22 protein-coding genes, 1 tRNA gene and 3 pseudogenes are annotated in these 26,607 nt (G+C 72.2%); 19 read left to right on the forward strand and 7 right to left on the reverse strand.

All coding sequences use genetic code 11. From position 1 onward, the window contains the following. The first annotated feature begins 63 nt into the window (after positions 1 to 63). From J7462_RS22000 to J7462_RS22020, 5 genes and pseudogenes are all read left to right on the forward strand, one after another. Positions 64 to 2,325 carry a cache domain-containing protein gene (locus J7462_RS22000; RefSeq protein WP_219465962.1) on the forward strand — a complete coding sequence of 754 codons (2,262 nt, stop codon included), beginning with the start codon at positions 64 to 66 and terminating at the stop codon, positions 2,323 to 2,325. A 1-nt stretch (position 2,326) separates the two neighbouring features. Further along, positions 2,327 to 3,415 (forward strand): annotated as a pseudogene (gene pgsB / locus J7462_RS22005) (poly-gamma-glutamate synthase PgsB); the annotation flags it as partial. Between the two features lie 608 nt (positions 3,416 to 4,023). Further along, positions 4,024 to 4,347, forward strand: a complete 324-nt coding sequence (locus tag J7462_RS22010) for a hypothetical protein (protein WP_219465964.1) — start codon at positions 4,024 to 4,026, stop codon at positions 4,345 to 4,347. Next, positions 4,344 to 4,826, forward strand: coding sequence for a poly-gamma-glutamate biosynthesis protein PgsC/CapC (locus J7462_RS22015; RefSeq protein ID WP_208565561.1), 483 nt, complete (start codon positions 4,344 to 4,346; stop codon positions 4,824 to 4,826). Before J7462_RS22010 ends, J7462_RS22015 begins: the two co-directional genes overlap by 4 nt. Positions 4,827 to 4,854: 28 nt before the next feature. Next, entirely contained in the window at positions 4,855 to 5,886 is a 1,032-nt protein-coding gene (locus tag J7462_RS22020) for an NlpC/P60 family protein (protein ID WP_219465974.1), read from the forward strand. 64 nt (positions 5,887 to 5,950) lie between these two features. On the opposite strand, the gene J7462_RS22025 is transcribed toward J7462_RS22020, so the two are convergent. Together J7462_RS22025 and J7462_RS22030 are read right to left on the reverse strand one after the other, a co-directional pair. Further along, positions 5,951 to 6,892 (reverse strand): hypothetical protein, encoded by a 942-nt coding sequence (locus tag J7462_RS22025; protein WP_219465976.1) that lies wholly within the window; start codon positions 6,890 to 6,892, stop codon positions 5,951 to 5,953. 57 nt (positions 6,893 to 6,949) lie between these two features. Then, entirely contained in the window at positions 6,950 to 8,257 is a 1,308-nt protein-coding gene (locus J7462_RS22030) for a D-arabinono-1,4-lactone oxidase (RefSeq protein ID WP_219465989.1), read from the reverse strand. A 225-nt stretch (positions 8,258 to 8,482) separates the two neighbouring features. Between J7462_RS22030 and J7462_RS22035 the strand changes: the two genes are divergently transcribed. Then, positions 8,483 to 9,058, forward strand: coding sequence for a TetR/AcrR family transcriptional regulator (locus J7462_RS22035; RefSeq protein WP_208565565.1), 576 nt, complete (start codon positions 8,483 to 8,485; stop codon positions 9,056 to 9,058). 59 nt (positions 9,059 to 9,117) lie between these two features. Here the strand turns inward: J7462_RS22035 and J7462_RS22040 are convergent, their stop codons facing one another. After that, a complete protein-coding gene (locus J7462_RS22040) occupies positions 9,118 to 10,326 on the reverse strand; it encodes an amino acid deaminase/aldolase (RefSeq protein WP_219465991.1) in 1,209 nt (402 codons plus the stop codon). Between the two features lie 289 nt (positions 10,327 to 10,615). On the opposite strand from J7462_RS22040, the gene tmk reads away from it, so the two are divergent. The 6 genes and pseudogenes from tmk (at position 10,616) to J7462_RS22070 (ending at position 16,343) form a co-directional block, all read left to right on the forward strand. Then, positions 10,616 to 12,718 (forward strand): dTMP kinase, encoded by a 2,103-nt coding sequence (gene tmk / locus J7462_RS22045; protein WP_208565567.1) that lies wholly within the window; start codon positions 10,616 to 10,618, stop codon positions 12,716 to 12,718. Next, a pseudogene (locus J7462_RS22050) lies at positions 12,718 to 13,999 on the forward strand (DNA polymerase III subunit delta'). Before tmk ends, J7462_RS22050 begins: the two are co-directional and overlap by 1 nt. A gap of 107 nt (positions 14,000 to 14,106) precedes the next feature. Further along, positions 14,107 to 14,436 carry a YbaB/EbfC family nucleoid-associated protein gene (locus J7462_RS22055; RefSeq protein ID WP_219465994.1) on the forward strand — a complete coding sequence of 110 codons (330 nt, stop codon included), beginning with the start codon at positions 14,107 to 14,109 and terminating at the stop codon, positions 14,434 to 14,436. Between the two features lies 1 nt (position 14,437). Continuing rightward, complete coding sequence (locus J7462_RS22060; RefSeq protein WP_219465995.1) at positions 14,438 to 14,743, forward strand: hypothetical protein; 306 nt, start codon at positions 14,438 to 14,440, stop codon at positions 14,741 to 14,743. Continuing rightward, positions 14,743 to 15,401, forward strand: a pseudogene (locus J7462_RS22065) (hypothetical protein). The gene J7462_RS22060 and the pseudogene J7462_RS22065 overlap by 1 nt, the downstream one beginning before the upstream one ends. Before the next feature lie 81 nt (positions 15,402 to 15,482). After that, positions 15,483 to 16,343 carry a regulatory iron-sulfur-containing complex subunit RicT gene (locus J7462_RS22070; protein WP_219465998.1) on the forward strand — a complete coding sequence of 287 codons (861 nt, stop codon included), beginning with the start codon at positions 15,483 to 15,485 and terminating at the stop codon, positions 16,341 to 16,343. Positions 16,344 to 16,401: 58 nt separating this feature from the next. Here J7462_RS22070 and J7462_RS22075 read toward each other — a convergent pair whose 3' ends face one another. Beyond that, positions 16,402 to 16,770 carry a VOC family protein gene (locus J7462_RS22075; RefSeq protein ID WP_219466000.1) on the reverse strand — a complete coding sequence of 123 codons (369 nt, stop codon included), beginning with the start codon at positions 16,768 to 16,770 and terminating at the stop codon, positions 16,402 to 16,404. A 62-nt stretch (positions 16,771 to 16,832) separates the two neighbouring features. On the opposite strand from J7462_RS22075, the gene J7462_RS22080 reads away from it, so the two are divergent. Next, on the forward strand, positions 16,833 to 17,312 hold the full coding sequence (locus tag J7462_RS22080) for a MarR family winged helix-turn-helix transcriptional regulator (RefSeq protein ID WP_219466002.1): 480 nt from the start codon (positions 16,833 to 16,835) through the stop codon (positions 17,310 to 17,312). A gap of 119 nt (positions 17,313 to 17,431) precedes the next feature. On the opposite strand, the gene J7462_RS22085 is transcribed toward J7462_RS22080, so the two are convergent. Beyond that, complete coding sequence (locus J7462_RS22085) at positions 17,432 to 19,291, reverse strand: metallophosphoesterase (protein WP_308290985.1); 1,860 nt, start codon at positions 19,289 to 19,291, stop codon at positions 17,432 to 17,434. A gap of 112 nt (positions 19,292 to 19,403) precedes the next feature. Here J7462_RS22085 and J7462_RS22090 point away from each other — a divergent pair. The 5 genes from J7462_RS22090 (at position 19,404) to J7462_RS22110 (ending at position 24,677) form a co-directional block, all read left to right on the forward strand. Then, positions 19,404 to 19,477: transfer RNA gene (locus J7462_RS22090), tRNA-Thr, on the forward strand. 910 nt (positions 19,478 to 20,387) lie between these two features. Next, complete coding sequence (locus J7462_RS22095) at positions 20,388 to 22,409, forward strand: hypothetical protein (RefSeq protein ID WP_219466004.1); 2,022 nt, start codon at positions 20,388 to 20,390, stop codon at positions 22,407 to 22,409. Positions 22,410 to 22,824: 415 nt separating this feature from the next. Next, complete coding sequence (locus J7462_RS22100; RefSeq protein WP_219466006.1) at positions 22,825 to 23,544, forward strand: hypothetical protein; 720 nt, start codon at positions 22,825 to 22,827, stop codon at positions 23,542 to 23,544. A gap of 120 nt (positions 23,545 to 23,664) precedes the next feature. Beyond that, a complete protein-coding gene (locus tag J7462_RS22105; RefSeq protein WP_219466008.1) occupies positions 23,665 to 24,183 on the forward strand; it encodes a SigE family RNA polymerase sigma factor in 519 nt (172 codons plus the stop codon). Further along, positions 24,183 to 24,677 carry a hypothetical protein gene (locus J7462_RS22110; RefSeq protein ID WP_219466010.1) on the forward strand — a complete coding sequence of 165 codons (495 nt, stop codon included), beginning with the start codon at positions 24,183 to 24,185 and terminating at the stop codon, positions 24,675 to 24,677. Before J7462_RS22105 ends, J7462_RS22110 begins: the two co-directional genes overlap by 1 nt. 55 nt (positions 24,678 to 24,732) lie before the next feature. Here J7462_RS22110 and J7462_RS22115 read toward each other — a convergent pair whose 3' ends face one another. Both J7462_RS22115 and J7462_RS22120 read right to left on the reverse strand, forming a co-directional pair. After that, positions 24,733 to 25,095, reverse strand: coding sequence for a hypothetical protein (locus J7462_RS22115; RefSeq protein ID WP_208565579.1), 363 nt, complete (start codon positions 25,093 to 25,095; stop codon positions 24,733 to 24,735). 56 nt (positions 25,096 to 25,151) lie between these two features. After that, entirely contained in the window at positions 25,152 to 25,700 is a 549-nt protein-coding gene (locus J7462_RS22120) for an SRPBCC family protein (protein ID WP_219466014.1), read from the reverse strand. A 143-nt stretch (positions 25,701 to 25,843) separates the two neighbouring features. Here J7462_RS22120 and J7462_RS22125 point away from each other — a divergent pair, with 143 nt between their 5' ends. Further along, positions 25,844 to 26,476, forward strand: a complete 633-nt coding sequence (locus J7462_RS22125; RefSeq protein ID WP_219466018.1) for a TetR/AcrR family transcriptional regulator — start codon at positions 25,844 to 25,846, stop codon at positions 26,474 to 26,476. Positions 26,477 to 26,607: the final 131 nt, after the last annotated feature.

The raw sequence follows: 26,607 nt of genomic DNA on the forward strand, positions 1-26,607 counted from the left end.
CGCCGGCTGGTCCACGGGGAGGAACGGTTACATGGGTGACGACTGTCTACTGTGGGTGCGTGGATGAACCATCCGCCACCGCCGGTGCGGGCGGGCCTCCACCGCCCCGGGGACGGGCAGGGAGAGTTGGCCCGTTGGCGTCTGATCAGCCTGGAGAAACAGCTTCCGCAGCCCCGTCTGCTGACCGGGGTCGGTACGCCGGCGCTGGTGGCTGCCCTGCTGCTCACCCTGCTCGCCGTCTTCGCCTTCGCCTACCTGGGCCGCGACAGCGAGGCCGGCGTGCCCCGGGCCGTGACCGACTCGCAGCGGGACTTCGTCAGGGCGGTCGCCCGTGGCCTCGACAGCTCGGTCGCCCGTAGCCGGGAGGAGTTGGCCCGCACGGCAGGCGCCTACGACGCGCGGCCGGCCGGGGCGGCCACCCAACTCGCCGCACTCACCAGAGACCAACCGAAGTGGCGGGGCGTCGGCGTCCTCGACGCGGCCGGAAAGTCCACTGTGGCTGCTGTCGGTCAACCGGTGGCGCTGCCCCCCGGCACCGCCGCCGGCCGGATCGCCCTGCCGGTGGTCGAGGGCAACGACCCCCGGCTGCTCCTGGTCGAACCGCTGTCCGACGGGCGGTTGCTCGTCGCCGAGCTGAACCTGCACATCCGTACCCTCCGGCTGGACCCGAAGGCGAAGCAGGCCGTCCTGATCGCCGTGCCCGGAGGTGGGCGGTCCCTCGTGCAGGGGGCACCCGTACCGGCCGATCCCGCGCTGGACGGGCTGATCACCGGCGCGGTGGGCGCGACGTCCGGGGGGTCCACCGCCACCCGCACCGGCGCACCGGCCGCCGGCCCGGTCGACCGGGACCCGGCCGCGCCGATCGCCCCGGTGGCCACCGCCGACGCCGTCGGCAAGGTCGGTGTCGTGGTGGTCTCCCTGGTGTACGTCCCGGTCACCGCCGCTGCGGTCACCCGGGAGCCCCTGCTGGCCGCGCTCGTCCTGCTGGTGGGTGCCGGTGCGGTGCTGCTGATCCTCCAGTTCGGACTGGTCCGGCCGATGCGGCTGCTCCTCGTCCACGCCAAGGCGGTGGCCTCGGGCAACCCCACGCAGGGGCCGCCGAGGACGGCGAACGCCCAGGTCAACCGGATCGCCTCGGCGTTCGGCACGCTCGCCGCCCAGCAGCACGCGACCCCGGCGGGGCGCGGCCCGGACGACCCGACCGGCGGCGTACCGGCAGGTCTTGCGGTCGTCACGGCGGTCGTCGCGGTGCTGTTGGCCGCAGGCGGGATCCTGGCCACCCTCGCCCCCCACGAGGACGACCTCCCGGCCCAGGTGGTGCGGGACTCGGAGAACCAGGTCGCCGCCGTGGCCGGCGCGGTCGACGACACCCTGGACGGTGGCTACACCAAGCTCGCCCTGGTCGGCGCGGACAACCGCACCGCCGGCACCGGCCAGCTGCGCCGGGCGCTCGACCGCCTGCTCGACGACAACCGCAGGTTCCGCAGCGGCTACCTCGTGTCGGCGAACGGCGGTGTGGTCACCAGCGTGGGCCGGACCCCGCTGCGACCCGGTGGTCCGTTGCCGGGGGAGGGCGGTGTGGTGCTGCACGACGTGCAGGGCCGACTGCCGATCGTCTACGCGTACACGCAGCTGGCGGACGGGCGGTCGCTGGTCGCCGAGTTCGACGTGCGTTACCTGACCCGGCTGTTGGAGCGGGTCGACGGGCGACTGCGGGTGGTCGACGTGGACCAGCGGGACATCCTGGATTCGGCCGGCTACCTCGCCTTCGAGCAGGTCTCCAGCCGGCAGGTGCGCACCGCGGCGGCGGAGGCGCTCAGCGGGAAGCCGTACGCCCGGGTGGCGGAGGTCGACGGTGACCGTGAGCTGTTGATCACCGCGCCGGTCGCGCTGGAGGGCTCGGCGGCGCACCTGGAGTGGACGGTGGTGGCCGAGCGCCCGGTCACCGACTACGCGCTGCCCGGCAACGAGATGCGTCAGGGCGCGCTCCTGGTCGCGGTCGTCGCGGCGGGCATCGGCCTGCTGCTGTTCAGCTGGTACTACTTCTTCCAACTCCGGCCGTTGCGCAACCTGTCCCGGGAGGCGGCGACGCTCGCCGGTGGGGACAGCAGCCGGGTGATCTCACCGCGCTGGCACGACGACATCGGCGCGGTGGCGGTCTGCCTGGAGGTGTGTCGTCAGGCGGCGGTCCACGGCGAGCAGCGGCTCGGGGGTGCGGCACGACTGCGCGGCACCGAGGGCATGCCCACGGCGATCATGACGAAGGTCCCGCCACGACGGAAGGCGGGTAGCCGTGGTGTCCGGTCGTCCCGCAGGGGTGACTGAGATGCTCTTCCTCTATCTGGTGTTTCTCCTCGCGTGCCTCGGATTGCTGGCGGGCGGCATCATCGAGCAGCGCAACCATCACCGCAGCCTGCACCGCATCCCGCAGCGGGTGCTCGTCAACGGCATCCGGGGCAAGAGTTCGATCACCCGGCTCACCGCCGGTGCGCTGCGTGGTGGCCGGCTGGTCGTGGTGGCCAAGACGACCGGCACGGCGGCCCGGTTCATCTTCCCGGACGCCAGCGAAGAGCCGGTCTACCGCAAGTTCGGCATCGCCAACGTGGTGGAGCAGATCGGCATCGTCCGCCGGGCCGCCGCCTACTACCCGGACGCGTTGGTGATCGAGTGCATGGCGGTCATGCCGCCGTTGCAGGAGCTGAACCAGACCAAGCTGATCCAGTCCACCATCGGCATCCTCTGCAACGTCCGGGAGGACCACCTCGCCGAGATGGGGCCGACCCTGGACGACGTGGCCCGTTCGCTGAGCCGGTCCATGCCGGTCGGCGGGATCTGCGTCACCGCCGAGTCCGACCGGCTGCACATCCTGCAGGCGGAGGCGGACAAGCGGTCCTGCAAGCTGATCCCGGTCGACCCCGAATCGGTCACCGACGACGAGATGGCGGGCTTCACCTGGACCACGTTCAAGGAGAACGTGGCCATCGCCCTCAAGGTGGCCGAACTGCTCGGGGTGCCCCGGGAGGCCGCCCTGACCGGTATGTGGACGGCACCCCCCGATCCGGGGGTGCTCAGCGTCGAGGAGTACCGCCGGGACGGCACGTCGCTGCGGTTCGCGAACATCTTCGCCGCCAACGACCCCGAGTCGACGTTCATGAACATCAAGCAGTTGCAGGAACAGGGGTCGATCCCCCGACCACTGCACGTGCTGATCAACTGTCGGCCGGACCGGGTGGAGCGGAACGGCCAGATGGGCGCGCTGGTCTCCCGGATCGACCCGGACAAGGTCGTCCTGATCGGTGAGCCGACCCGGAGCGCCCGCGTCAAGATCGAGGAGAGCTGGCAGGGCCGGGTGGTCGACCTGGGCGGTCGGATCGGGGCCGAGGAACTGCTCGACGGGGTGCTCGGCAGCATCGACGGGTTCGCCTCGGTGCTGGCGATCGGCAACATCCACGGTCAGGGCGAGATCCTGCTCGCGCAGCTCAGCCGTCTGGACCGTCCCGTATCCCAGGAGCCACCTGCTCGTGCGGTGCCGCCGGGTCCGGCTGCTCGTGTCGTGCCGCCGGGTCCGCCTGCTCGTGTGGTGCCGGCGGGTCCGGCTGCTCGTGTGGTGCCGTCGGGTCCGGCTGTGCGTGTGGTGCCGTCGGGTCCGGCTGTGCGTGTGGTGCCGCCGGGTCCGGCTGTGCGTGTGGTGCCGCCGGGTCCGGCTGTGCGTGTGGTGCCGCCGGGTCCGCCTGTGCGTGCGGTGCCGCCGGGTCCGGCTGTGCGTGCGGTGCCGGCGGGTCCGCCTGCTCGTGTCGTGCCGCCGGGTCCGAGTGTTCGGCCAGTCGGCGAGGCCCCTGCCCGTCGGTACGGCGCACCGGGGGGCGACTCGCCGCCCGGACCGGCCTCCGGTGCCTCCCGGCGGCCGGCGACGACGTACGGCAACCCTCCCGCGCCCCCGGCACCCCCCGTGCCCCTCGCGCCCCCGGCGCCGTGGCCCGGCCCCCGACGGCCCGACCGTACGACGGGCCGGAACGCCCCGGCGTGCCCGCCCCCGGGCGTCCGGACCGGTACGCCGCGCTCGCCCCCGAGCAGTTGGACCGGTACGCCGCGCTGGCCCCCGAGCAGTTGGACCGTTACCACGCCCAGTCTCCGGGCCAGCGGGACCCGTTCGGCCTGGTGGAGCAGGAGCCGCCGACCCGGCGCGGCCGGCCGGTGGGCGGGCCCCCGGAGCAGGCCCCGGTGGACCACGATCCGCGCCGGGACCGGAGCCGCCGGCCACCGGCCGACGGCACCGCTGCGACACCACCCGATCCCGATCCGCAGTCGTCGCATCGACGGCCGTCCGTCTACCGGAGTTCCTCATGATCAACGGAGAACTGACGCCCGAGCTGTCCACGCTCTGCCTGGGCGTCGGGCTGGTCCTCGCGCTGGCCTGCTACCTCACCACCAATCTCTCCCCCGGTGGCATGATCACGCCGGGTTGGCTGGCGCTGGCCCTGGTCGAGGAGTACCGCCAGGTGCTGGTGATCGTCGCGATGACCGGGGTGACCTGGGGACTCACCCGGGTCATGCAGCGGGTGGTCATCCTTTACGGCAAGCGGCTGTTCGCGGCGATCGTGCTGCTCAGCGTGCTGCTCCAGACCACCCTCTTCCTGGTCATCCAGCAGGACTTCCCGCTGCTGTTCTCGCACCAGACCCTCGGCTTCGTGGCACCTGGCCTGATCGCCTACCAGCTGGTCCGTCAACCGCCGCTGGCGACGATCCTGGCCACCGGGGCGGTCTCCGTGGGTTCGTACCTGATCATCTTCAGTGGCATCCTGGCCGGCCTGGTGCCGGTGAGTTGAGCCGAGACTACGGAAGCAGGCATCCCCCGTGTCACAGAGCAGGAACGGGATCTGGGCGACGCTGGCCGTCGTCCTGATCGCCGCGGGTGTGATCGTCGTCGTGGCGCTCCGTCCCGACCGGTCCGCGTCGACCGCCCCGCCGGGCAGCGCGGCCGGCCCGGGCGCGGCGTCGGTCGAGTCCGCCGAGCTGACCTTCACCCGGCTGGGCAAACCGTCGCGGACCCAGGTCCGCGACGCGGCCGGGCGGGTGCTGGCGGTGTTCACCGACAAGGCCCGCACGGTACGCGTCGCCGGCCCCGAGCGGACCTTCACCGAGCCCCGCTTCACGAAGTCGTCGGTGACCACCGACGCCTGGATCCGGCTCGCCCCGACCCCGTGGAAGGCCGGTGAGGAGAAGGCGGCATGGTTCCGGCCGTGGCTGGACAAGGCGGTGGGGGACGACAGCCCGGACGCCCTCGCCATCGCGATGGACTACCTGGACGACGCGCCCGCCCGTAAGGACGCCAAGGGCCGCCAGTTCGCCGGTGACGCCTCCTTCGGCCCACTCTCGGCGGCGGACCCGGACGGTCGTGCCGAGAACTCCGACTTCTACGACTACCTCGGTGTGGAGTGGGACTTCCCGGACGGCAAGCACGAGCGGCCGGCCAAGGACCACTTCCGCAGCCTGGACTGCTCGGGTTTCATCCGGATGGTCTACGGCTACCGGATGAAGTACCCGTTGCGGGGCACCAACACCAAGGGTGCCGGACTGCCCCGCCGGGCGTACGCGATGGCCGGTTTCGGCCCCGGCGCGCTGCTGATCCCGAACACCGGTCGGGCGGCCCGCGACTACGGCGTCCTCCAGGAGGGTGACCTGGTCTTCTTCAACCACGGGGCGAACGCCGGCCCGAGCATCGAGCACTCCGGCATCTATCTCGGTGTCGACGATGCCGGTCACCACCGGTTCTTCTCCAGCCGGGTCAAGGCGGACGGTCCGACGTTCGGTGACTTCGGTGGTGAGTCGCTACTGGACGGGCCGGGCTACTGGTCGGGCCGGTTCCTGTCGGCCCGCCGGGTCTGACCCCGGCCGGCCGGCAAACGCGGGGGTGGCGTGGTCGGGTGCCGGGGCTGCGGGCCGGTAGGTGTCAGCGGCGGGGAAGGTCGGCGGCCACCAGTGCCGCCACCAGGTCCGCCCGACGGTCCTCGGCACGGCGTACCGCCCAGGTGATCTCCAGATGGACGAAGACCGCGCCCTCCTTGCGGGCCGCCTCGGCCTGGGTGTTGGTGGTGCCCTCCAACTCACCGCACCTGCTGGTCCAGGCCCGGCAGGCGACGAAGCCGGCGGTGTCCAGCGCGTCGGCCGTGCGGCGCAGGGCGGGGGTGGAGCGCTTCTGCCCGTTGGAGACCACCATCTCCTCGCCGGGGAGGCTCTGCTCGGCGAAGCCGTGCAGTTGGATCTGGTTGATCCGGTTGCGGGCGAACCGCTCGCTGGCCAGTTGGAACAGGCCCTGGGAGTTGTGCGCCGCGTCCGCCCGCCCGTCGCCGGCCCGGCGGTGTGCGCCGGCGACCAGCATGATGCTGCCCGGCGTCGCCCGGAACAGCCGCAGTCCGATGTCCTCCGTGTGCAGGTCCGAGTTGGGGTGGGGCACCTCGACGGCGAGGCGTACCGGCTGGGACAGGTCCACCATGATCAGGCCCCAGGGCCGCTCCGTGCCGGCCCCGGTGACGAACAGCGCGTAGTCGCGCCCGGTCTGCGGATCGCGGCCCCGGCTGGCGGTGAAGCCCAGCTCGGCCAGCAGCCCGCTCGCCTCCGGCAGCCCCGACTGGTCCCCGGTCACCAACAGTGTCACCGCCCGACGGGCCGTCTGCCGTTCCGTCGGGTCCGGGTCGCGGTAGGGATCGGTCGGCTTGAGCCGGCTGACGAAGTCGGTCACCACCGTGTCCGGGGCTGCCGGGGCTGCCGGGGCTGCCGGGGCGGGTGGGGCGGCGGTGGGCTCGTCGGGTGGCTCGCCACACGCGACGAGCCACAGCGACAGGGCCGCGCAGCACGCCAGGAGACCGTTACGGCGGGTGGTGATTCGGGGCATCGCAGGCAGGCTACCGTGCCGTTCCCGCCGTCGTCGTCACCCCTGGCGGCGGGTGGGTCACTCGCCGAGGATGTGGTCGAGGTGGGGGTTGGTGAGGACCCGGCCGGGGTCGAGTCGGGCGCGGAGGTCCTGGAAGTCGGCGAACCTCGGGTACGCGGTCGCCAGGGACGCCGCGTCCCGGTAGTGCAGCTTGCCCCAGTGGGGTCGGCCGCCCAGCCCGGCAGCGACCTCCTCGAAGGCCCGGAAGTAGGGCTCGTACGGCATGCCGACGTACTGGTGGACGGCGAGGTAGGCCGAGTCACGCCCGTAGCCGTGGGACAGCCAGATGTCGTCGGCGGCGGTGAACCGCACCTCGACCGGGAAGAGCACCTTGAACGGCAGCCGGTCGACGATGCGGCGCAGCTCCGCCAGCGCCTGCGGCAGGGCGGCGCGCGGGATGCCGTACTCCATCTCGACGAAGCGGACCCGGCGCGGGGTGCAGAAGACGGTGTCGGAGCGGCCGGTGTAGGTGCGCTCGGTCAGTGCCCGCGCGGACACCGCGCTGATGGTGGGGACCAGCGGCGGCACGGCGCGGCCCAGCCGGCAGGCCCCGGCGAAGACCGTGTTGGCGAGGAGTTCGTCGTCCAACCAGCCCCGCCAGCGCGGCAGCGGCCGGTCGTCGGCCGGCACCCGGTCGTTGGTCTTGAGCTGCACCCGGTCGGTGTACGGGAACCAGTAGAACTCGACGTGGTCGTGCCGGCCGATGAGACCGGACAGGTCGCCCAGCACCTCGTCGAGCGGGGCGGGGCGTTCGTGTGCGCGCAGGGTGAACGCGTCGACGCAGCGCAGGGTGACCTCGGCGAGCACGCCGAGCGCTCCCAGGCCGACCCGGGCGGCGGCGAAGATCTCCGGGTGTTCCTCGGCCGAGCAGCGCAGCACCTCGCCGGTGCCGGTGACCAGGGTGAGCGCCTCGACGAAGGTGGACAGGCAGCCGTACGCGGCACCGGTGCCGTGGGTGCCGGTGGAGATCGCCCCGGCGATGGTCTGCGCGTCGATGTCGCCCAGGTTGGGCATGGCCAGGCCGTGCCCGGCGAGCAGCGCGTTGAGCGCCCGCAGGGTGGTCCCGGCGGGGACGGTGACCAGTCGGGCCGCCCGGTCGACCCGGACTTCGGTCCGCAGGGCGGACAGCTCCATCCGCCGCCCGTCGGACACGGCGATGGGGGTGAACGAGTGGCCGCTGCCGACCACTCTGATCCGCTCACCTGCGCCCGCCACGTCCAGGACCGCCTCGGCTATGTCCTCGACGGTGGTAGGGCGCAGGATGGCGGTGGCGACGCTGTGTTGGTTGCCCGCCCAGTTGGACCAGGCGGTGGCGGTACCGGCCATCGGCGCTCCTCGACATGAATGTGAACTGCCTTCATATCAGGAACGTTGTGCCTGGTAAATACCGCAATCGAGGTCCGCTCGTTGTACCGGTAGTCACGGTCTCGTGACATGTGGATATGTTCTTCCGTCGAAGGGGGGTGGCGTCGAGTGTCCACACCAGCCGCCACGACCGGGCCGCTGCGCCGCGTTCCGGTGCAGGGTCGAAGTGTCGCGCGCGTCCAACGGATGTTGGACGCCTGTGCCGAACTCGTCGACGAGGTGGGGTACGAGGGGTTGACCACCACGTTGCTCGCCGAGCGGGCCGAGGTGGCGATCGGGTCGGTCTACCAGTTCTTCCCGGACAAGCGGGCGATCGTGCAGGCGTTGACCCTGCGCACCATGGAGTCCTACCTCCAGCGCCTCGACGAGCGGTTCGCCTCCGACGACCTGACCCACTGGTGGGACGGCGTCGACGCGGGCATCGACGAGTACATCTCGATGCACCGCACCGTCCCGGGGTTCCGCACCCTGCACTTCGGCGACGTCGTCGACCTGCACCTGCTCGACGAGCAGCGGGACAACAACGGCGTGATCGCCGACCAGTTGGCCCGGGTGCTCACCGAACGGTTCGGCATGGTCGACGAGCCGCGCCTGCGGTTCTGCCTGGAGATCGCCGTCGAGGCCGCGGACGCCCTGATCAAGCTGGCGTTCCGCCGCAAGCAGGAGGGCGACGAGCGGGTCCTGGCCGAGGCCAAGGCGCTCATCCGCGAATACCTGCACCGGCACGTCGAGGCCCCCACCCCGCCCGTCGCCCAGCCCTGACCGCCCCGCCCGCCGCGGACCGGGGAACGGCCCGGCGTCGGGCGAGGGGCGCGCGACGGTCAGAGGAAGGCGTGGCCCTCCCCCCGGTAGGTGGGCACCGTGTCGACGACCGTGTCGCCGTCGACCAGGTGCAGCTCGTTGACCCGCTCGCAGAGTTCACCCGCCTTGGCGTGCCGGAACCACACCCGGTCGCCGATCCGCAGCCCGGCTGCGGCGGCACCGGTCAGCGGGGTCTGTACCTCGCCCGCGCCCTCGCTGCCGACCAGCGCCAGCCCGGCCGGCAGCCACGGCCGGGGCAGCCGGCTCGTGGCGGCGGGTCCGGAGGCGATCCAGCCCCCGCCCAGCACGGTGGCGATCTCCGGCGTCGGCCGGCGGACCACCGTGCAGGCGAAGAACGCCGCCGGGGTCGGCCGCCAGGCCCGGTAGGCGTCGAACAGCGTCGGCCCGTACAGCCCCGATCCGGCGGTGACCTCGGTGACCGCGGGGTCGGCGCTGGTGGCGGCCACGCTGCCGGTGCCGCCGCCGTTGACGAACTCCAGGTCGGCGTGTTCCCGGACGGCGGCGACCGCCGCACCCCGGCGGGCCAGCAGCTCCCGGTACGACCCGCGCTGGGCGATCCGGATCGCGGCGCTGAGCGCGGCCTGTCCGGGCGGGGCGTCCCCGAGGCCGGCGATCTGTGCCTCGTACGACATCAGGCCGACCAACCGGAAGCCGGGTCGGCGGGCGACGGCGGCGGCCAGCGCGCCGGCCGCCCGGGCGCTGTGCACCGGCGAGCGGCGTACTCCGACGTGCACCCGCCCGCGCAGCGGTCGCCAGGAGGCGTCCAGGTCGAGGCAGACCCGCAGCTCGGGGCGGCTGCCCGGTGGGCACACGACGTCGATCAGGTCCAGTTGCTCGGTGCTGTCGATCATGAGGGTGACCGCCGCGACGAGCTGCGGGTCGGCGGCCAGCTCGGCGAGCGCCCCCCGGTCGGCGCTCGGGTACGCCACCAGCGCGTCGTCGGTGACACCGGAGCGGACCAGCCAGTTCGCCTCGGGAACGGTGAACGCCATCACACCGGACCAGCCGGGTTGCCGCAGCGCCCGGGTGAGCAGGTCGCGGGCCCGGATCGACTTGCTGGCGGCGCGGACCGGTTTGCCCGCGCTGCGGGCGGCCAGCGCGGCGGCGTTGGCGTCGTAGGCGGTGAGGTCCACCACGGCGTAGGGCGGGTCGAGGTGGGCGGTCGCCTTGTCGAGGCGTTCGCGCAGGGTGTCGCTGTCGATGGCCACGAATGCACGCTAACTGTCCGGACGGCAATGCGAAATACCCTCACGTCCTACCGGGCTGCGGTCGGTGGCGTTCGCGGCCTAGGCTCGGCGAGCAGGAGAATGTCGCCGGTGGGGAGGCCCCCACCGGGTCTAGAGTGTTCCACCGGGACTGCCCAGCGTTGGGCCGGCACGTGGAGGTACGGCCATCGAAAGCCAGCAGCACGGCGAGTCGTCCGGCGCGTCGTCATCCGGCCCACCGCCCGGCGGCACCGCCCCGACCGACCGGTCCGGTGCGGCGGCGATCCGTTCCGTGCTGCGCATCAGGCCGTTCCGGCGGCTCTGGATCGTCCTCGGCGCGGCCTCCTTCGGCGACTGGCTCGGCCTGCTCGCCACCTCGGTCTTCGCCGCCGCGCAGGTGTCCGGCAGCACCGCCCAGGGCGCCGTGTTCGGTGGCGTGATCGCGATCCGGCTGCTCCCGGCGCTGGTGCTCGGGCCGGTGGCCGGCGTGCTCGCCGACCGGTTCGACAGGCGCTGGACGATGGTCATCTGCGACCTGCTGCGGTTCGTGCTCTTCGCCTCGATCCCGCTGGTCGCGCTGCTCGGCGTCCGGGGCGGCGTGGTCGTCACCTGGGCGGCGATCGCCACCTTCCTCATCGAGTCGATCACCCTGCTCTGGATTCCGGCCAAGGAGGCCGCGGTCCCCAACCTCATCCCGCGCGCCCGGCTGGAGACGGCCAACCAGCTCACCCTGATCACCACGTACGGCCTGACCCCGGTCGCCGCCGCGATCGGACTGGCGGTGCTGGACCGCAGCGTGCGGGGGATCACCGGCGGGGAGATGCCCGGCTGGGCCGAGCCGGCCCAGCTCGCCCTCTGGTTCAACGCCTTCTCCCGGCTGGCCACCGCGCTGGTGGTGGCCTTCGGCATCAAGGAGATCAGCCAGGCCCAGGCCCGGGAGCGGGGTGAGCGCGCCGAGCAGGGCATGTTCAGCCAGTTCACCGAGGGCTGGAAGTTCATCGGCCAGACCCCGCTGGTCCGGGGCCTGGTGCTGGGGATCTTCGGCGCGTTCGCCGGCGGCGGCATCGTGATCGGCACCGCCAAGTTCTTCGCCGCCTCGCTGGGCGCCGGCGACGCCGCCTTCTACATGCTGTTCGGCGCGATCTTCATCGGGCTGGCGGTCGGCATCGGGCTCGGCCCGATGATCGTGCGGGACATGTCCCGCCGTCGCTGGTTCGGCATGAGCATCGTGCTGGCCAGCGCGTCCGTGCTGGTGCTGGCCTTCGCCATCCACCTGTCGATGGCCATCCTCGGTGCGATCATGGTCGGCGCGGGTGCCGGCATGGCCTTCCTCGCCGGCACCACGCTGCTCGGCGGCGAGGTCGCCGACGAGGTACGCGGCCGGGTCTTCGCCGTGGTGCAGATCGGCACCCGGCTGGTGCTGATCCTGGCCATCGCCCTGAGCAGCCTGCTGGTCGGGGTCGGCGGCTCACGCCAGCTGACCATCGCCGACCTCGGCATCTCGGTCTCGTCCACCCGACTGCTGCTGCTCGCCGCCGGCCTGGCCGGCATCTTCGCCGGGATCAGCGCGTTCGGCCAGATGGACGACAAGAAGGGCGTGCCGGTCCTGGCCGACCTGTGGGGTTCGATGCGCGGCCGGCCACTGATGCCGGCCGAGCCGTTCGTCTCCAACGGGCTCTTCGTGGTCTTCGAGGGCGGCGAGGGGGCCGGCAAGTCCACCCAGCTGGAAACGCTCGCCACCCGCCTGCGTGAGCAGGGCCGCGACGTGGTGGTGACCCGCGAGCCGGGTGCCACGGCCGTGGGTGAGCGGATCCGGGCCCTGGTGCTGGAGGACTCCGGCGCGGACGCCCCGTCCCCGCGCGCCGAGGCGCTGCTGTACGCCGCCGACCGGGCCCACCACGTCGCCACCGTGGTCCGACCCGCCCTGATCCGGGGTGCGGTGGTGATCAGCGACCGGTACGTCGACTCGTCCCTGGCCTACCAGGGCGCCGGTCGTACGCTGCCGGTCGACGAGGTCTCCTGGCTCTCCTCGTGGGCCACCGGCGGGCTCAAGCCCGACCTGGTGGTGCTGCTCGACGTCGATCCGCGCACCGGCCTGTCCCGGGCGGCGGCCCGCAACCGGGGGACCGACCGGCTGGAGGCGGAGTCGGTCGCCTTCCACGAGCGGGTCCGGTACGCCTTCCTCGACCTCGCGGCCAACGACCCGAAGCGTTACCTGGTGCTCGACGGGGCCCGCCCGGTCGACGAGATCGCCCGCCTGGTCGCCCGCCGGGTGCAGGAGCTGCTGGTGGACCCGGCCGGCATCGTGCACCCCCGCCCGGCGCACGGGCCGGACACCTCGGTGCAGCCCGAGTTATCCGACTCTGAGCTGGTGGGGATGGAGCACCGCACCTGATGTCGGACGTCTTCGCCGACCTGGTCGGTCAGGCCGACGCGGTCGACACCCTGCGCCGGGCCGCCGCGTCGGCCGCCGCCGTGCTGCGCACCGCCCACCTGCCCACCCCCACCGGTGACCCGGACGACGACCTGGCCGCCCTGGCCGAGGCCGACGAGGGGGCCACCGTCGGGGGACCCCCCGCCCGTCGACCCGGCGGCCGGGATGACCCACGCCTGGATCTTCACCGGCCCGCCCGGCTCGGGTCGCTCGGTGGCCGCCCGGGCCTTCGCCGCCGCCCTCCAGTGCGTGCACGGCACCGGCTGCGGCAGTTGCCCCGGCTGCCACACCACGCTCACCGGCACCCACGCCGACGTCCGGCTGGTGGCCCCCGAAGGGCTCTCCATCGGCGTCGGCGAGATGCGCGCCCTGGTGCTGCGGGCGGCGAGCACCCCGTCCGGCGGACGCTGGCAGGTGGTGATCATCGAGGACGCCGACCGGCTCACCGAGGCGGCCGGCAACGCGTTGCTCAAGGCGGTCGAGGAGCCACCGCCCCGCACGGTCTTCCTGCTCTGCGCCCCGTCCACCCACCCGGAGGACGTCTCGGTGACGATCCGGTCGCGCTGTCGGGTCGTACCGCTGCGGCAGCCCTCGGCGGCGGCGGTCGCCGAGGTGCTGGTCCGGCGGGACGGCGTCACGCCCGACGTGGCGCAGTGGGCCGCCGCTGCCGCGCAGGGGCACGTGGGGCGGGCCCGACGGTTGGCCCGCGATCCCGAGGCACGCCAGCGCCGGGACGCGGTGCTGGCGGTGCCGCGCCGGCTGACCGGGGTGGGCACCGCGCTCGACGCGGCGTCGGCGCTGATCGAGGCGGCCGAGGCGGAGGCGGCGGCTTCGGTGGCGGAATCCGACGCGGCCGAGCGGGCCGCGTTGCAGACCGCGCTGGGCGCGGGCGGCACCGGCCGGGGCGCGGCGGGCGCGACCCGTGGCTCCGCCGGCCAGCTCAAGGACCTGGAGAAGCGGCAGAAGTCCCGGGCCACCCGGGCCCAGCGGGACGCCCTGGACCGGGCCCTGGTGGACCTGGCCGGTTTCTACCGGGACGCGCTCACCTCGGCGTTGCGCGCGCCGGTCGCCCCGGTGCACACCGACACCGCGACGTTGGCCGAGGCGGGCGGGCAGAAATGGGCCCCCGAGGGCTCGCTGCGCCGGTTGGAGGCGGTGCTGGAGTGCCGGGCGGCGATCGAGGCGAACGTGAAACCCCGCATCGCCGTGGAGGCGATGATGCTCTCCCTCTGGCGCGGCTGACCCCCGTTTCCGCCCATCGACACGTGTTGACGGGGTGCGGTACGGTCCCGGTGGGCCGCAGTGATCGTGGTGGCACGCAGGGTGAGGTCTACCTGGGGGGAGATCGGATGCCGCGCGGCGAGATCGACGAGGCGTGGATCGAGGAGGCGGTGCGGCGGTACCGCCGGATCGAGTCCCTCCAGGCCGAGTTCGACCGGGCGGTCGACACCGTCGAGGTGACCGTCCGCTCGCCCGACGGGCTGGTCGAGGTGGTGGTGACCGCCGGGGGCCGGATCACCGACGTGCGTTTCCTCGGGCCGCTGCACAACCGCCACCCCCGGGACGTGGCCGGTTCGGTGCAGGCCGTCGTCACGGCCGCCGCCGACGCCGCCCAGTGGGCCCGGGAGAAGCTGCACAACGAGACCTTCACCGCCTACCGCCCGCTCGCGGGGGCCTGAGGTGGACGCCCTGCGCGCCCTCGCTGCCCGCCTCGACGAGGCCAGCGCCACCCTCGCCGCGCTCTCCCGCACGGTCACGGTGAGTGACCCGCCGCATCCGGCGTTCGGTGCGCACGCCGCCGGTCGTCCCGGTGAGGTCGGACGGGCCCTGCACCGGCAGTGGACCGCCGCCACCGACTGCCGGGCCCGCGAGGCGGGTGCCGCCGCCGCCCGGTTGGCCGCCGCCGCGTCGGCCGTCCGCAGCGCCGCCGACCGCTACGCCACCGCCGACGACGCCGCCCGCCGCCGGCTGGGCGGGGAGGCGTGATGGACCCGCTGGACCGCCTCGCCGAGCCGGGTCTCGACCTGCTCGCCCGGGTCGACACGCTGCTCGCCGCCGGGGCCCCGAGGGGCACCCCGTCTGGCCGTTGCTGCGCCGGATGCAGCTGCTGCCGGGGGAGGCCCTGCGCGCCTTCCTCGACCTGCACCCCGCGCCACTGGCGACCGCCGGCCACGCCGTGCGCCGGCTCATCCGGGGGTACGACGACGCGTGCGCCGCCCTCACCGACCCGGGGATCTGGTCCGGCCCGGCCGGGTCGTCCTACGACGAGGCCCGTACCGCCCTGCTGCGCCATCTGGACGAGGGGCCGGAGAGCCTGGTGGGCCGCTTGGAGTCCACCGCCGGTTACGCCGACGCGTTGGCCGACTGGGTGGAGGGCAGCCGGTTGGCGGTGGCCCGGGTGCTGGCCGAGGTGCTCGGCTCCACCGAGGCGGTCCGGGTCCGGGCGGCGACCGCCTCCGGTGCCGGGCCCGCCGTCGGGTCCGGGGCAGCGGCCGAGATCGCCACCCGGGTGCTCGCGGTGCTCGGGGTGGCCTACGACGGGGCGGAGACGCTACTGCGCCAGTGGTCACCCAGCCTGGCCGAGTCGACCTGGCGGTCGGCCGGCGGTCCGTCGTACCACGGCGGCCCGCTGCGGATCGGCTGACCGTGACCGGGTCGACTCCCCGGCGGGATGCCCGCCCGCCGCACCCGACCGGGTCCCGCCGATCCGTCGTAGGCTGATGTCATGGGCATGCTCTGCGCGGTCAGCTTCAACCGGTACGGGCGGCTCTACTACCTCGACCCGGGGGAGTTCCGTCCGCAGGTCGGTGACCGGGTGCTCGTCCCCACCGACGACGGCCCCGAGGTGGCGGAGTGCGTCTGGGCGGCGCAGTGGGTCACCGAGGAGACCGACGGTTTCCCGAAGCTGGTCGGGCTGGCCGGCGACGACGACCTGCGCCGCGACGAGTTGCTGCGGCGGCGTAAGGCGGAGGCGAAGGTGGCGGCGAAGCGGCTGATCCGGGAGCACGGCCTGCCGATGAAGGTGGTCGCGGTGGACCACGTCCTCGCCGCCACCGAGGGCACCGGGGACCGGACGACGGTCTACTTCACCGCCCCGCACCGGGTGGACTTCCGCTCCCTGGTCCGGGACCTGGGTGCGACCCTGCACTGCCGGGTGGAGCTGCGGCAGCTCTCCGCCCGTGACTCCGCCCGGGTGCAGGGTGGCATCGGCTCCTGCGGCCGGGACCTGTGCTGCGCCACCTTCCTCAACGACTTCGAGCCGGTGACCATCCGGATGGCCAAGGACCAGGACCTCCCGTTGAACCCGCTGCGGATCTCCGGGGCCTGTGGCCGGCTGATGTGCTGCCTCAAGTACGAGCACCCGCTCTATGCCAGGTTCACCGAGTCCGCCCCGGCGGTCGGCAGCCGGGTCACCACACCCGAGGGGGAGGGCCGGGTGGTCGGCCACAGCGTCCCCCGGGACGCGGTGACCGTCCGGTTGGACGCCGACGGCTCGCGCTCCATGTGTTCCCGTGCCGACGTCTGCGGGTCCCGCAGCGCCTACGAGAGCCGTGACCTGTCCGGCCCGGAGGCGGCGACGCGCTGATCGACGTGCCCCGCGCCCCGTGCGTGTGCCTGGGCCGCTTACCGCCAGGGCCGGCACCTCAGGCGCGGTCGTGCAGGGTGACCTGGTAGCCGTCGGGGTCGGCGAAGGTGAACGTCCGGCCGAAGGGGCCGTCGACAGGTGCGGAGACGATGGTGTGCCCGTCGGTGACGAGCGCGTCGTGGATGGCCTGCACGTCCGTGGCGTGTAGCCAGATCGCGGCACCGATGCCGGGCTGGGCGACGGAGTCGAGATCGGTGCCGGTGACGACGTCGCGCAGGGCGAACGCGATCGGCTTGGTCGCGAAGACGACGGCGTGCGGGGGCCCGGCCGGCGAGCGGATGAGGCCGAGATAGTGCTCGTAGAACGCCTGTGAGGCGGCGAGGTCGCGTGCCTGGAGCGAGATGAAGTCGGGGCCGGTGACGGGCATGGTGGTACTCCTTCTTTCATGTCAGTTTCCTGACACGGCTCAACCTATGTCAGAATCCTGACATGAGTCAAGGTGATGCCGGCATCGACCTGAACACGTCCCTGGGCTACCTGCTGAAAGAGGCGTCGAGCGCCCTGCGGGCGGCGATGGAGGAGGTGCTCCGCCCGCTCGGGATGGGTGTGACGCACTACGCCTGCCTCGAACTGCTGGCGCAGCGACCGGGCTTGTCGAACTCCGAGCTCGCGCGGGGGGCGTTCGTGACCCGGCAGACGATGAACGTCCTGCTCCAGAACCTGGAACGGGAGGGCTACGTGACCAGGCCCGCCGAGGCTCCCGTGGGCAAGGCGCTGCCCGCGCGGCTCACGCCGAGCGGTCGACGCAGCCTGGACCAGGCGACCGCCGCCGTCCGCTCGGTCGAGGTCAGAATGCTCTCCGGCATGACCGGGGCCGAACGCTCAACCGCCTTCCACGCCCTCAAATCCATGATCCACTCCCTGACCTCCCCGCCCGCTCCGCCTCCACCCCCCTCTGATCGGGGTTGATCAAGAGGTTTACGTCAGTTTGATCGCGCCTGGTGACGCAAACCTCTTGATCAACATCGGCGGGCGGGCGGGCGGGGGGAGGGCGGCGGGCCGGCGGGTGGCGCGGGGTGGGTGGGGAGTCAGGTGAGGGTGATCGGGGGTTCGGCCAGGTGGGGGGTCAGCGGAGTGCGGGGGGTCAGCCAGGAGGCGGTGGGGGACTGGTCGGGGTTGAGCTGCCAGTCGTGGCAGACCCGGTCGACGGCGATCGGATAGACGGTCAGCGTGCCGTCCGGGTCGATGCGCATCCGCAGGAACGACTTCGAGTCCTCGATGCCCTGCCCGGCGAAGAGTTCGTTGACGTTGACCCCGAAGGTGCCCGCCACCAGCAGGTATGCGGCCACCACCTGGGTGGCGACCAGCCCGATCACCGGGCCGTAGACCACGGCGGCGGCGACTGCCGGCAGCGGCCACGGCCAGTGGTAGAACGGCAGGTGCAGCCAGACCCAGGTGCCGGCGACCGCGAGCGCCACGTGCGCCAGCCCGTGACCGATGCCGAGCAGCCAGTGCCGGACGTGCCGTTTCCCGCTGGCGCTGGGCGGCTGGGCGAAAAACGCCGCGCTGAGCAGCGTCACCGCCAACATGATCACCAGCGGGACGCTGAGCAGCCGCTGCTCGGTGCCGGTCCGGTTGGCCGCGACCCCGGCCATGGCGAGCATCAGCAGCGTGTGCAGGGTGCCGAGCAGGGTCCCGAAACCCGGGTTGCGCCGGGGCAGCCGGTGGAAGATCCCCCAGCCGTAGCGGCGGGAGCGGGCCGCGTCGGGGAACCGGGCCACCAGGTCGTACGCCCGGGTGCGGCTGGCCCGGCGGGACAGGGTGTCCTTCGGGGGCACCTCGATCCGCTCGGGCAGGGTGTGCGTCGGGTACAGGTACGCGCCGCCCCCGCCGCAGGTGATCAACTGTCGTTCCGGGCCGGCGTACCGGGCGTAGTGGTGCAGGTCGCCGGAGACCAGCAGCCGCACGTGCGCGCCGGTGGGCGCGATGATCGTCCGGACGAAGTAGTCGATCGAGTCGTACGCGGTGGGATGGTCGACGGACTTCACCCAGGTCGGTGCCGGCACCGCCAGGATCACCCGGGAGTCGGGGCCGAGCCGGCGGGCCACCTCGTCGAAGTACGACAGCTGCGGGTCGTCCAGGTAGGACCCCGACTGGTCGTCGAGGCCGAGCAGCCACCACCCGGCCGGCAGTTCCACCGCGAAGTACGACCGGGACTGGCCGGTGCCCCAGCCGCCGAAGTTGCGGTCCCGGGAGCGGACGAACAGCCGCAGGAACGCGGTCAGCCCGTCGTACCAGTCATGATTGCCGGGCACGGCGAACAGCGTCGGCCGCTGCGGCGGGGCCACCGGCAGCGCCGCCTGGTACGGCCCCTTGCACCGGTCCTCGTACGCCTCGTAGGCCGCCGACGGGTAGACCTGGTCGCCCCCCATCACCAGGGTCTGCGCCCGGGGCAGCCGGTGCCCGTCGACCGTCAGCTCCGGCTGGGCCAGCAGGTACGCCACCGAGTAGGTGGCGTCGAAGCCGTCGCCCAGGTCGGCCACGTAGTCCAGCCACAGCCCACCGTCCGGGCCGACCTGCGCGCCGATCCGCGCGTCGAGCGCGTTCTGCAACTCCCGTTTGTCGAGGTACGCCCCGAAGAGCATCGCCAGCAGGGTACGGATGCCGGTGCTGATCAACAGGAACGGCGCGAGCCAGGGGACCGGCTTACGGGGAGTGAAACCCAGCTCCACCGGATCGGTGCCCCGTGGCCTGCGGACGGCCCGCTCACCGGGAGCGTGCTCGGCGTCCGGATCGACGGTCGGGTGCGGTGCGGCGCGGTCCGCCGGGGCGTCGACGGGGGCGGGACCGGCCGAAGCACGGTCGTCGACGCTCTGTCCACCGCCGTCGGGGGTGGTGGGGCCGTCGGGAGTGGCGTGGCCGTCGGGGGTGACGTGGTCGTCGCTCACCGGAGCAGCCTAGTCGTCCCGCACGACACCGATGTCCCATGATGTCCGGGTCACCCGACGCCGGAACCCTCTCGGTTCCGTCGGGGACCGTACCGTATACTCGATGATCGTTGCCGCCTTAGCTCAGTCGGCTAGAGCGACGCACTCGTAATGCGTAGGTCGACGGTTCGATTCCGTCAGGCGGCTCAGAGAGCGGCCCTGATCGGCGAGTTCGCTGGTCAGGGCCGCATTATCATCGATGTAGTGTCGAACCGCCCCCGAAACCCCGCCGGCGAGGCGGCTGGATGCCGGTGCGGGCTCGTGCCGGAGCACCAGGTCGAGAAGGTCTTCTTCCCCACCGGGCAACCCGCAGACTACAGTGGCCCCGGTCGGTATCAGCGCTGGCCAGGGCCGCATCTTCGTCGATACGGTTGTGAATCGCCCCTGAATCCCCCGCAAACGCCTACCGGTGATCGTCAGATCCCTGTATCTTCCGGTCCGTTTCGCCTCCCCCGGAAACCAGCCACCCATCGATTCGCTGCTGCGGCTTCACGCCGGTCCCCCCCCCGCAGCCCGGGCGCATGGTCGCCGGTCTCTGCCTGTTCTCGAAGCCATTCCCGGTGAAGGTGTGGGGCCGCTCCGGGTCGCGGTCCAGCCGGCCGGTGCCCCGGCACTGTAGTCAGCGCCTCGCGGGCAGCCGCATCTCGGGCTGCTGATTGCGCCGGACGAGGGAGCGAGCCGTCGACCAGGTGCTGCTCGCCGCGTTGGCCATCACCGTTCGCTGCGCCGAGCGCCAACAGCACCGCCAGCAGCGCCGTGACCACGGTCGCGAGCTGACGCCTGTCTATGCGCCTCATCCTCCCGCCTGGCAGCCGGAACTGTGCCTGCTGCTATGGCCGACGATATGGTGAAAACGGTGCAGCCTACCGAGGGCATCGCTTCCGGTCGACATTCGGTCGAACGGTAACCGTCAGTCGAACTCGCCGCGCTCCTGGGCGCTGCGGATCCGCCGACGACACGTGCGGCAAAGCCGGGGTGCCCTCTTTTCAATTCGTTTGGTCCTTGGTTGACTTCTCCACCAGTCAGCATCCTCCCTCGGAAAGCAGCAGCCGCAGCGATGGCCGAAATTGTTTCGTATCCTGATCCGTTGCCGCAGCTCGCCACCCCTGGCGAACGCCTGGGATGGATCTTCAACGATCGGAACCTCTACCTGCGCCGCTATCCCGAACCGCCGCCACCACCCCGTCGGGTACCAACTCACCTGTACGAGCGACTGATGCGGGCCGAACGGTGGGCCACGAAGGGGATCCTGATCTCGATCTGCGTGGGCTTCGGCCTGGCCGGCCTGCTGGTGTGCTGCGGCGGTGTCGTGTCCATGGGCAGCGCCGGCAGCGACGACGACGGCGGCGGTTGGGTGTACAGCTTCCTGGCCACCCTCGTGAGCATCGGCGGCATCGGCGGGGCGGTGATCGCCGGAATGGCGCCCTTGATCGCGCGCAGTTCGATCGAGACCGCCCGGCAGCAGGCCCAGCACGAGTACCACCAGGCGTACGCCGCGTGGGACGGGCGACGCCGGAGGCACGACATGCAGCAACGGCGGAAGGTCGACGCCATGTGCGAGTGGTCGGCCGTCACTCCGGCAGCGAGTACCCGACGGGTCGACATCATCGGGGGCACGATGTATGGCTGGGAAGCGGTGTTGACCGTGTTCGGTGGATCGTTGCTCGCCACCCGTGGCGGCATGACCCTGGTCGACTTCACCGGTGAGGCGCTCTGCGGCGAACTCATGCAGCTCGGCGTCACGACCGACCGCACCGTGCAGGAGTACCGGCTGCCGTCCCAGCTCGCCCAACTCGATCTGGTCGGTGGGCTGAAACCGGACGAGCTGGTCGATTGCCTGGTAGAGGCGATGTACGGCGATGCGCAGGGGCCCAGCCGGGCCGACCGGTCGCAGGACTCGATGCTGCTGCGCGAGCTGTGCGGTGTGCTGGCACCGAATCTCGGCATGGCTCGGCTGCTGGCCGCGCTGCGGGTGCTTACCGATCGGCCGGTGCAGGACGCGCTCACTCCGCAGGAGACCGCCCGACTGCTCGACCTCCGGTCGGGCGGCAGCCGTCGGCAGATGTACCAGCAGTTGCGCCGCATCGAGGCATTGCTGCATCCGTTGGAGGTGATGGGTGCCGAGCCGGGCGACGCCGGGAACGCCGATCTGACCTGTCTGATCGCCGACAGCGGCGGTCGTAACGCCCAGAACGAGTTGCTCAAGGACCTGCTGGTGCAGTGGTTGGCACGACGGGTGCTGCGCGAGTCCGCTCCGACGGGTTCCTTGGTGATCATCGGTGCGGACGAGGTGCATCACCGTTCGATCGAGATGCTCAGCACTCTCTGTGAGCGCCGGGGCATCCGGCTCGTGCTGTTCTTCGGCCATCTGCGGGAGGAGTCGCTGCGCACCATCGGCGGCGGCGAGGTCGCGCTGATGCGGCTCGGCAATCACCAGGAGGCGACCCAGGCCGCGGACTTCATTGGCAAGGGACACCGGTTCGTGCTCAGCCAGCTCACTCGTACTCTGGGCGGCAACGACACACACACGCTCGCCGATACGTACTCCGAGTCGGAGACCGAGGGCGGCTCCTCCGCCACCAGCCGCAGCGCACTGACGTTCAGTAGTCAGCGCGGTGCCAACTGGAGCAAGACCCGGAATTGGAGCCAGACCGAATCACTCGCAAAGGGCACCAATTGGAGCGACGCCCGATCGGTTCAGCGGGTGTATGAGTACACCGTTGAGCCGCAGGTGCTCCAGGACCTGCCCGAATACGCGATGATCCTGGTCAAGGCCGAGGGCCGGTGCTCGGTCGTGCAGGCGGTCGAGGTCGATCCGGCGATCATCACGCTTCCCCGGGTGTCGATGACACCGGTCGAACTGGAACCCTTGCCCGATGCCGTCGAGGCGGTCATCCCGGCCAGTCGGCAGCCCAGCCAGGTGACCGTGTCGTGGCCACAGCCGCTGGCGGCCCGGAGGACCAGCCCGCACCAGATCGCCGGGCAGGTCCTACCGGGCTGGGGAGCGGCACCCGCCAACCAGCCCCAGCAGGTGTACGGGCCGCAGCCGCGCCGGGGACCGTGGGGTGAGCCACGGTGACCGGCGTCGTCGGCCTACCACGCCGGCACGCCGCTGCTGCTCGGCTGGCACCGGGCAGCCGCCGCCCGGCCGGTCGAGGTGCTCGCGGCCGGCGGACTCAGCGGTGAGCCGGACTCGCGCGGGTGGACCCCGCTGTCTTTGCCTCCGGGCGCGCTCGGGCCCCCGTACGCCGGCCCGGATCTGCTCGGGAAGCTGCGCTCGCTGCGGTTCTGGGCCCGGATGGCCGGGCTGGGCAACGGGCTCCTGGTTGACGATCGGACGCTGCGCGAGCGGGGGTAGGCCACGGTTCCGGCCCGGGGCGTACGGGTCGCCGGGAAAATTCTGAGAAAGAGTTCTGGGGGCGGCAACCTGCGGGCGGTGGATCGCATGTACCCGGATGTAAGCAACGATCGCCACGATCCATAGGGGTCCGAATATGTCCGCACGTCGTCTTCTGCTGCCCGCCGTCACCGTTCTGTTCGCCCTGACCGCCTGCGGCGCCACCGAGGAATCCGGTCCCGGTTCGACGGCGTCCGCTCCGGCGAGCGGCACCCCGAGCCCGACGTCCACGGTGAACATCACGACGGCCGGGGATGTCAAGAGTGCCGACTGTCCCTCCGCGAGCACCTTGCAGAAGTTGGTCGAGCTGCCGGCGGGGATGACCTTCGGCAAGGTCGAGTGTGTGAAGGACTGGGCGGGGGCCGCGCCGCAGGGTCCGAAGGCCGGTGACGGCGTCTACCTGTTCCACTACACCGCTGGTACGGGCTGGAAGTACTACGGCGAGGGCAGCGGTCACGACTGCAAGGACCTGGGTCTGACCGTGCCGGCCCCGTTCTGCATCTCGGATTCGGCGCCCGCGACGAAGAAGCCGACCACGAAGCCGGCAACGACGAAGCCGGCGACCACGAGTCCCTCGTGTCCTTCGGTGAATATGCTGGAATCCCTGGTCGAGCTGCCGAAGGGGATGACCTTCGGCAAGGTCGAGTGTGTGAAGGACTGGGCGGGGGCCGCGCCGCAGGGTCCGAAGGCCGGTGACGGCGTCTACCTGTTCCACCACACGGCTGGTACGGGCTGGAAGTACTACGGCGAGGGCAGCGGTTACGACTGCAAGGACCTGGGTCTGACCGTGCCGGCCCCGTTCTGCATCTCCGACTGACCAGAGTGGTCGCGGTTGCGCGCTGTGGCGCACACTGGCTACGGTGTGCGCCACAGTCAGCCGGCAGCACCGCCGCCGCGCCCTGACAACCTGTGCGGCACCAGGGGGCACGAGCGGGGCATGGCGGAGTCGATCGACGACCAGTTCCGGGAGTTCGTGCAGACCCGCTCGCCGGCGTTGCTCCGGACGGCGTTCCTGCTGACCGGTGACCGTCACCTTGCCGAGGATCTGGTGCAGGACGCCCTGGCCCGTACGCATCGGGGCCGGCGGCGGCTGGGCGATCCGGGGCACTTCGAGGCGTACACCCGCACTGCGATGTACCACCAGCAGGTGAGCTGGTGGCGGCGACGCAGGGTGGCCGAGTCCCTGCCCGGGGAACTGGCCGACGTGGCGCAGCCCGGCAGCGACCACACCCACCGGACCGATCTCAAGCTGGCCCTGCACCAGGCTCTCGCCCAGCTCACCCAGCGGCAGCGCGCGGTGCTGGTGATCCGGTTCTTCGAGGACCGCAGCGAGGCCGAGGCCGCGCATCTGTTGCAGTGCTCGGTCGGCACGATCAAGAGTCAGACCAGTAAGGCACTGGCCCGGATGCGGCAGATCGCGCCCGAACTGCTCTCGGCCGTGTTGGAGGAGGCCTGATGACCGACAACCTCGGGCCGCTGCGTCAGGCCATGTCTGATCTGAGCGAGCACGGCGGCAGCGCCGACCTGTACGAGCGGACCCTGCGCCGGTCGCGGCAGACGCAGCGGCGGGCGACCATCGCCACCGGCGTCGCCGCCGCAACGGTGGTGTTCGCCATCGGCGGTACGGTCGCCTTCGTCGCCGGTCACCGGCCCGACGCGTCGACACCCGCAGCCGCCCCCAGTGGTGCCGGACCCGGTCAACCCGACTGTCCGTCGGTCGAAACCCTCGGCAGCCTGGTCGAACTGCCACCGGACTGGTCCTTCGCGTCCCCGCAGGTGCAGTGCGTGCAGACCTGGGCGACGGCCGACGTGAAGCGCCCGTCCGGCGGCGACATCCGCTACCTGTTCCACTACACGGCCGAGGTGGGCTGGCGGTACCAGGACCAGGGTGCCGGGTGGGACTGCAAGAAACTCGGCCTCACCCAGCCGGCGCCGTTCTGCACCTCCTGACCGCAGGCCCCCGGGGAACGCCCGGCCGGACCAGCGCGGGCGAACGGCTGCCCGGTCAGCGGGCACCGTGGCGTCTGCGCAGGGCGTGGTAGGCGACCGCGAGGGCGGTGCCGAGGACGACGATGACGACCTCGTGCCCGGGGTGGAGGTTCTTCGACAGGCTGGGGGCGCGGTCCGGGCCGATCGCCCAGAGCGCCAGACCCGCGCCGTAGGCCGCGCCGAGTGCGACGGCCCACCACCGTAGCGGGCGGAGGGCGTCGCGGCGCAGCACGGTGACCAGCGCGATCGCCACTGGGACGACGGCCACCATGGCGAACTGGACGGCGACGAGGACGGCGACCGCCCAGGCGCTGATGACGAGGGGTCGTGAGCGGGGCAGGGCACCCGGGTTCGCGAGCGCAGGCGGGGCATGGGACATGGTGGTTCCTTCCGGTGCGAGGGGTCGGGTGACGGGACGGCGTCCGGTGGGCGGGCTCAGGGGCGGGTCCGCCCGGCTTCCGCCTTCTCGGCGGCGGTCCTGAGGTCGGCCAGCCACGCCTGCAGCCCGTACCCGAGGTAGGTGGTGGAGGTTGCCACGTCGGCCTCGACCTGGGCGCCGGTCCAGGTCTCCTCGGTGCGGACCAGTACGCCGCCGGGGACCTCGGTGAAGGTCCAGACGTGGACGCCGTTGTCGATGTGGAGTCCGTCGCCGGTCCCCGGGCCGGCCCAGCGAATGCACCGGTAGGGCGTCAGCTGCGTGACGGTCGAGGTGATGGTCAGCGTCGTCGCCGGGGTCATCGGGGTTTCCGGGACCGGCGTGGTCCAGCGGAACGCCGACCCCGCGCGCAGGTCGCCGTCGTCGAGGCGGGCGACGGTGGTGACCGGGGCCTGCCAGGAGGGCCAGTTCTCGACGTCGGTCTGGAGGTGCCAGACGGTGTGCAGCGACGCGTCGATCAGCATCTCGGCGCGGTACCGGATGTGGGCCGTCGGGTCGACGCCCTGCCCGTCGCAGGCGATCACCGGCTGGTTCGTGGTCGATGCCATCTGACCCCACCTCTCTCACTTTGCGACGCCATGTCGCTTGAGTTAGACCGTATAACTTCAAGGAACTTCGGTCAATAGCGGAAGTGATAGCCTGTAACTGTCGTGATGGTAGGTGTGCGAACGGGGGGTCCATGGGTGCCGACGTGACCGGTCCGCGCGAGCGGTACCGCGCCCAGGTGCGGGCGGAGATCAAACAACGGGCCTGGGAGCAGCTCGCCACGACCGGGGTGTCGGCGCTGTCCCTCAAGGCGATCGCCGAGCAACTGGGGATGAGTGGCCCGGCCCTCTACCGGTACTTCGCCAGTCGGGACGAGCTGATCACCGCCCTGATCCGCGACGCGTACCGCAGCCTCGCCGACGCGCTCCGGACCGCCGCCGACGCCGGTGCCGACGTCGCCGGACTGGCGAACACCGTGCGGGCCTGGGCCCTGGACGATCCGCAGCGCTACCTGCTGATCTGGGGTACGCCCGTGCCCGGCTACCACGCCCCCGACGACACCACCGCCATCTCGGCCGAGATCATGGCGACGGTCGTCGACGCCTACCGCAGACGCGACGTCCAGCCCTCCGGACGGCGGATCGAGGCCCATCTCGACGACCATCGCGGCTGGGCCGGGGACCCGACCGTGCCGGCTGCCGCGTTGCGGCAGGCGCTGGCCTTCTGGACCCGGGTGCACGGCGTCCTGTCCCTCGAACTCGCCGGCCACTTCGCCGACATGGGATTCGACCCCGCGCTGCTGTTCGACGACGAGATCGACGACCTCCTCGGCCGCTGACCGCCGCCTCGACCGCCGACGCCGCCCGCCTGCCCGACCGCCGACGCGGCGGCCTGCCCCGACCGCCGACGCCGACCGCCCCTGCCGGCAGCCGACGCCCGCCGGCTGACCGTCCGCACCCGCCGCCGACC

Origin of the sequence: Micromonospora sp. RL09-050-HVF-A (assembly GCF_019374995.1) — a bacterium.
GTDB lineage: Bacteria > Actinomycetota > Actinomycetes > Mycobacteriales > Micromonosporaceae > Micromonospora > Micromonospora antibiotica.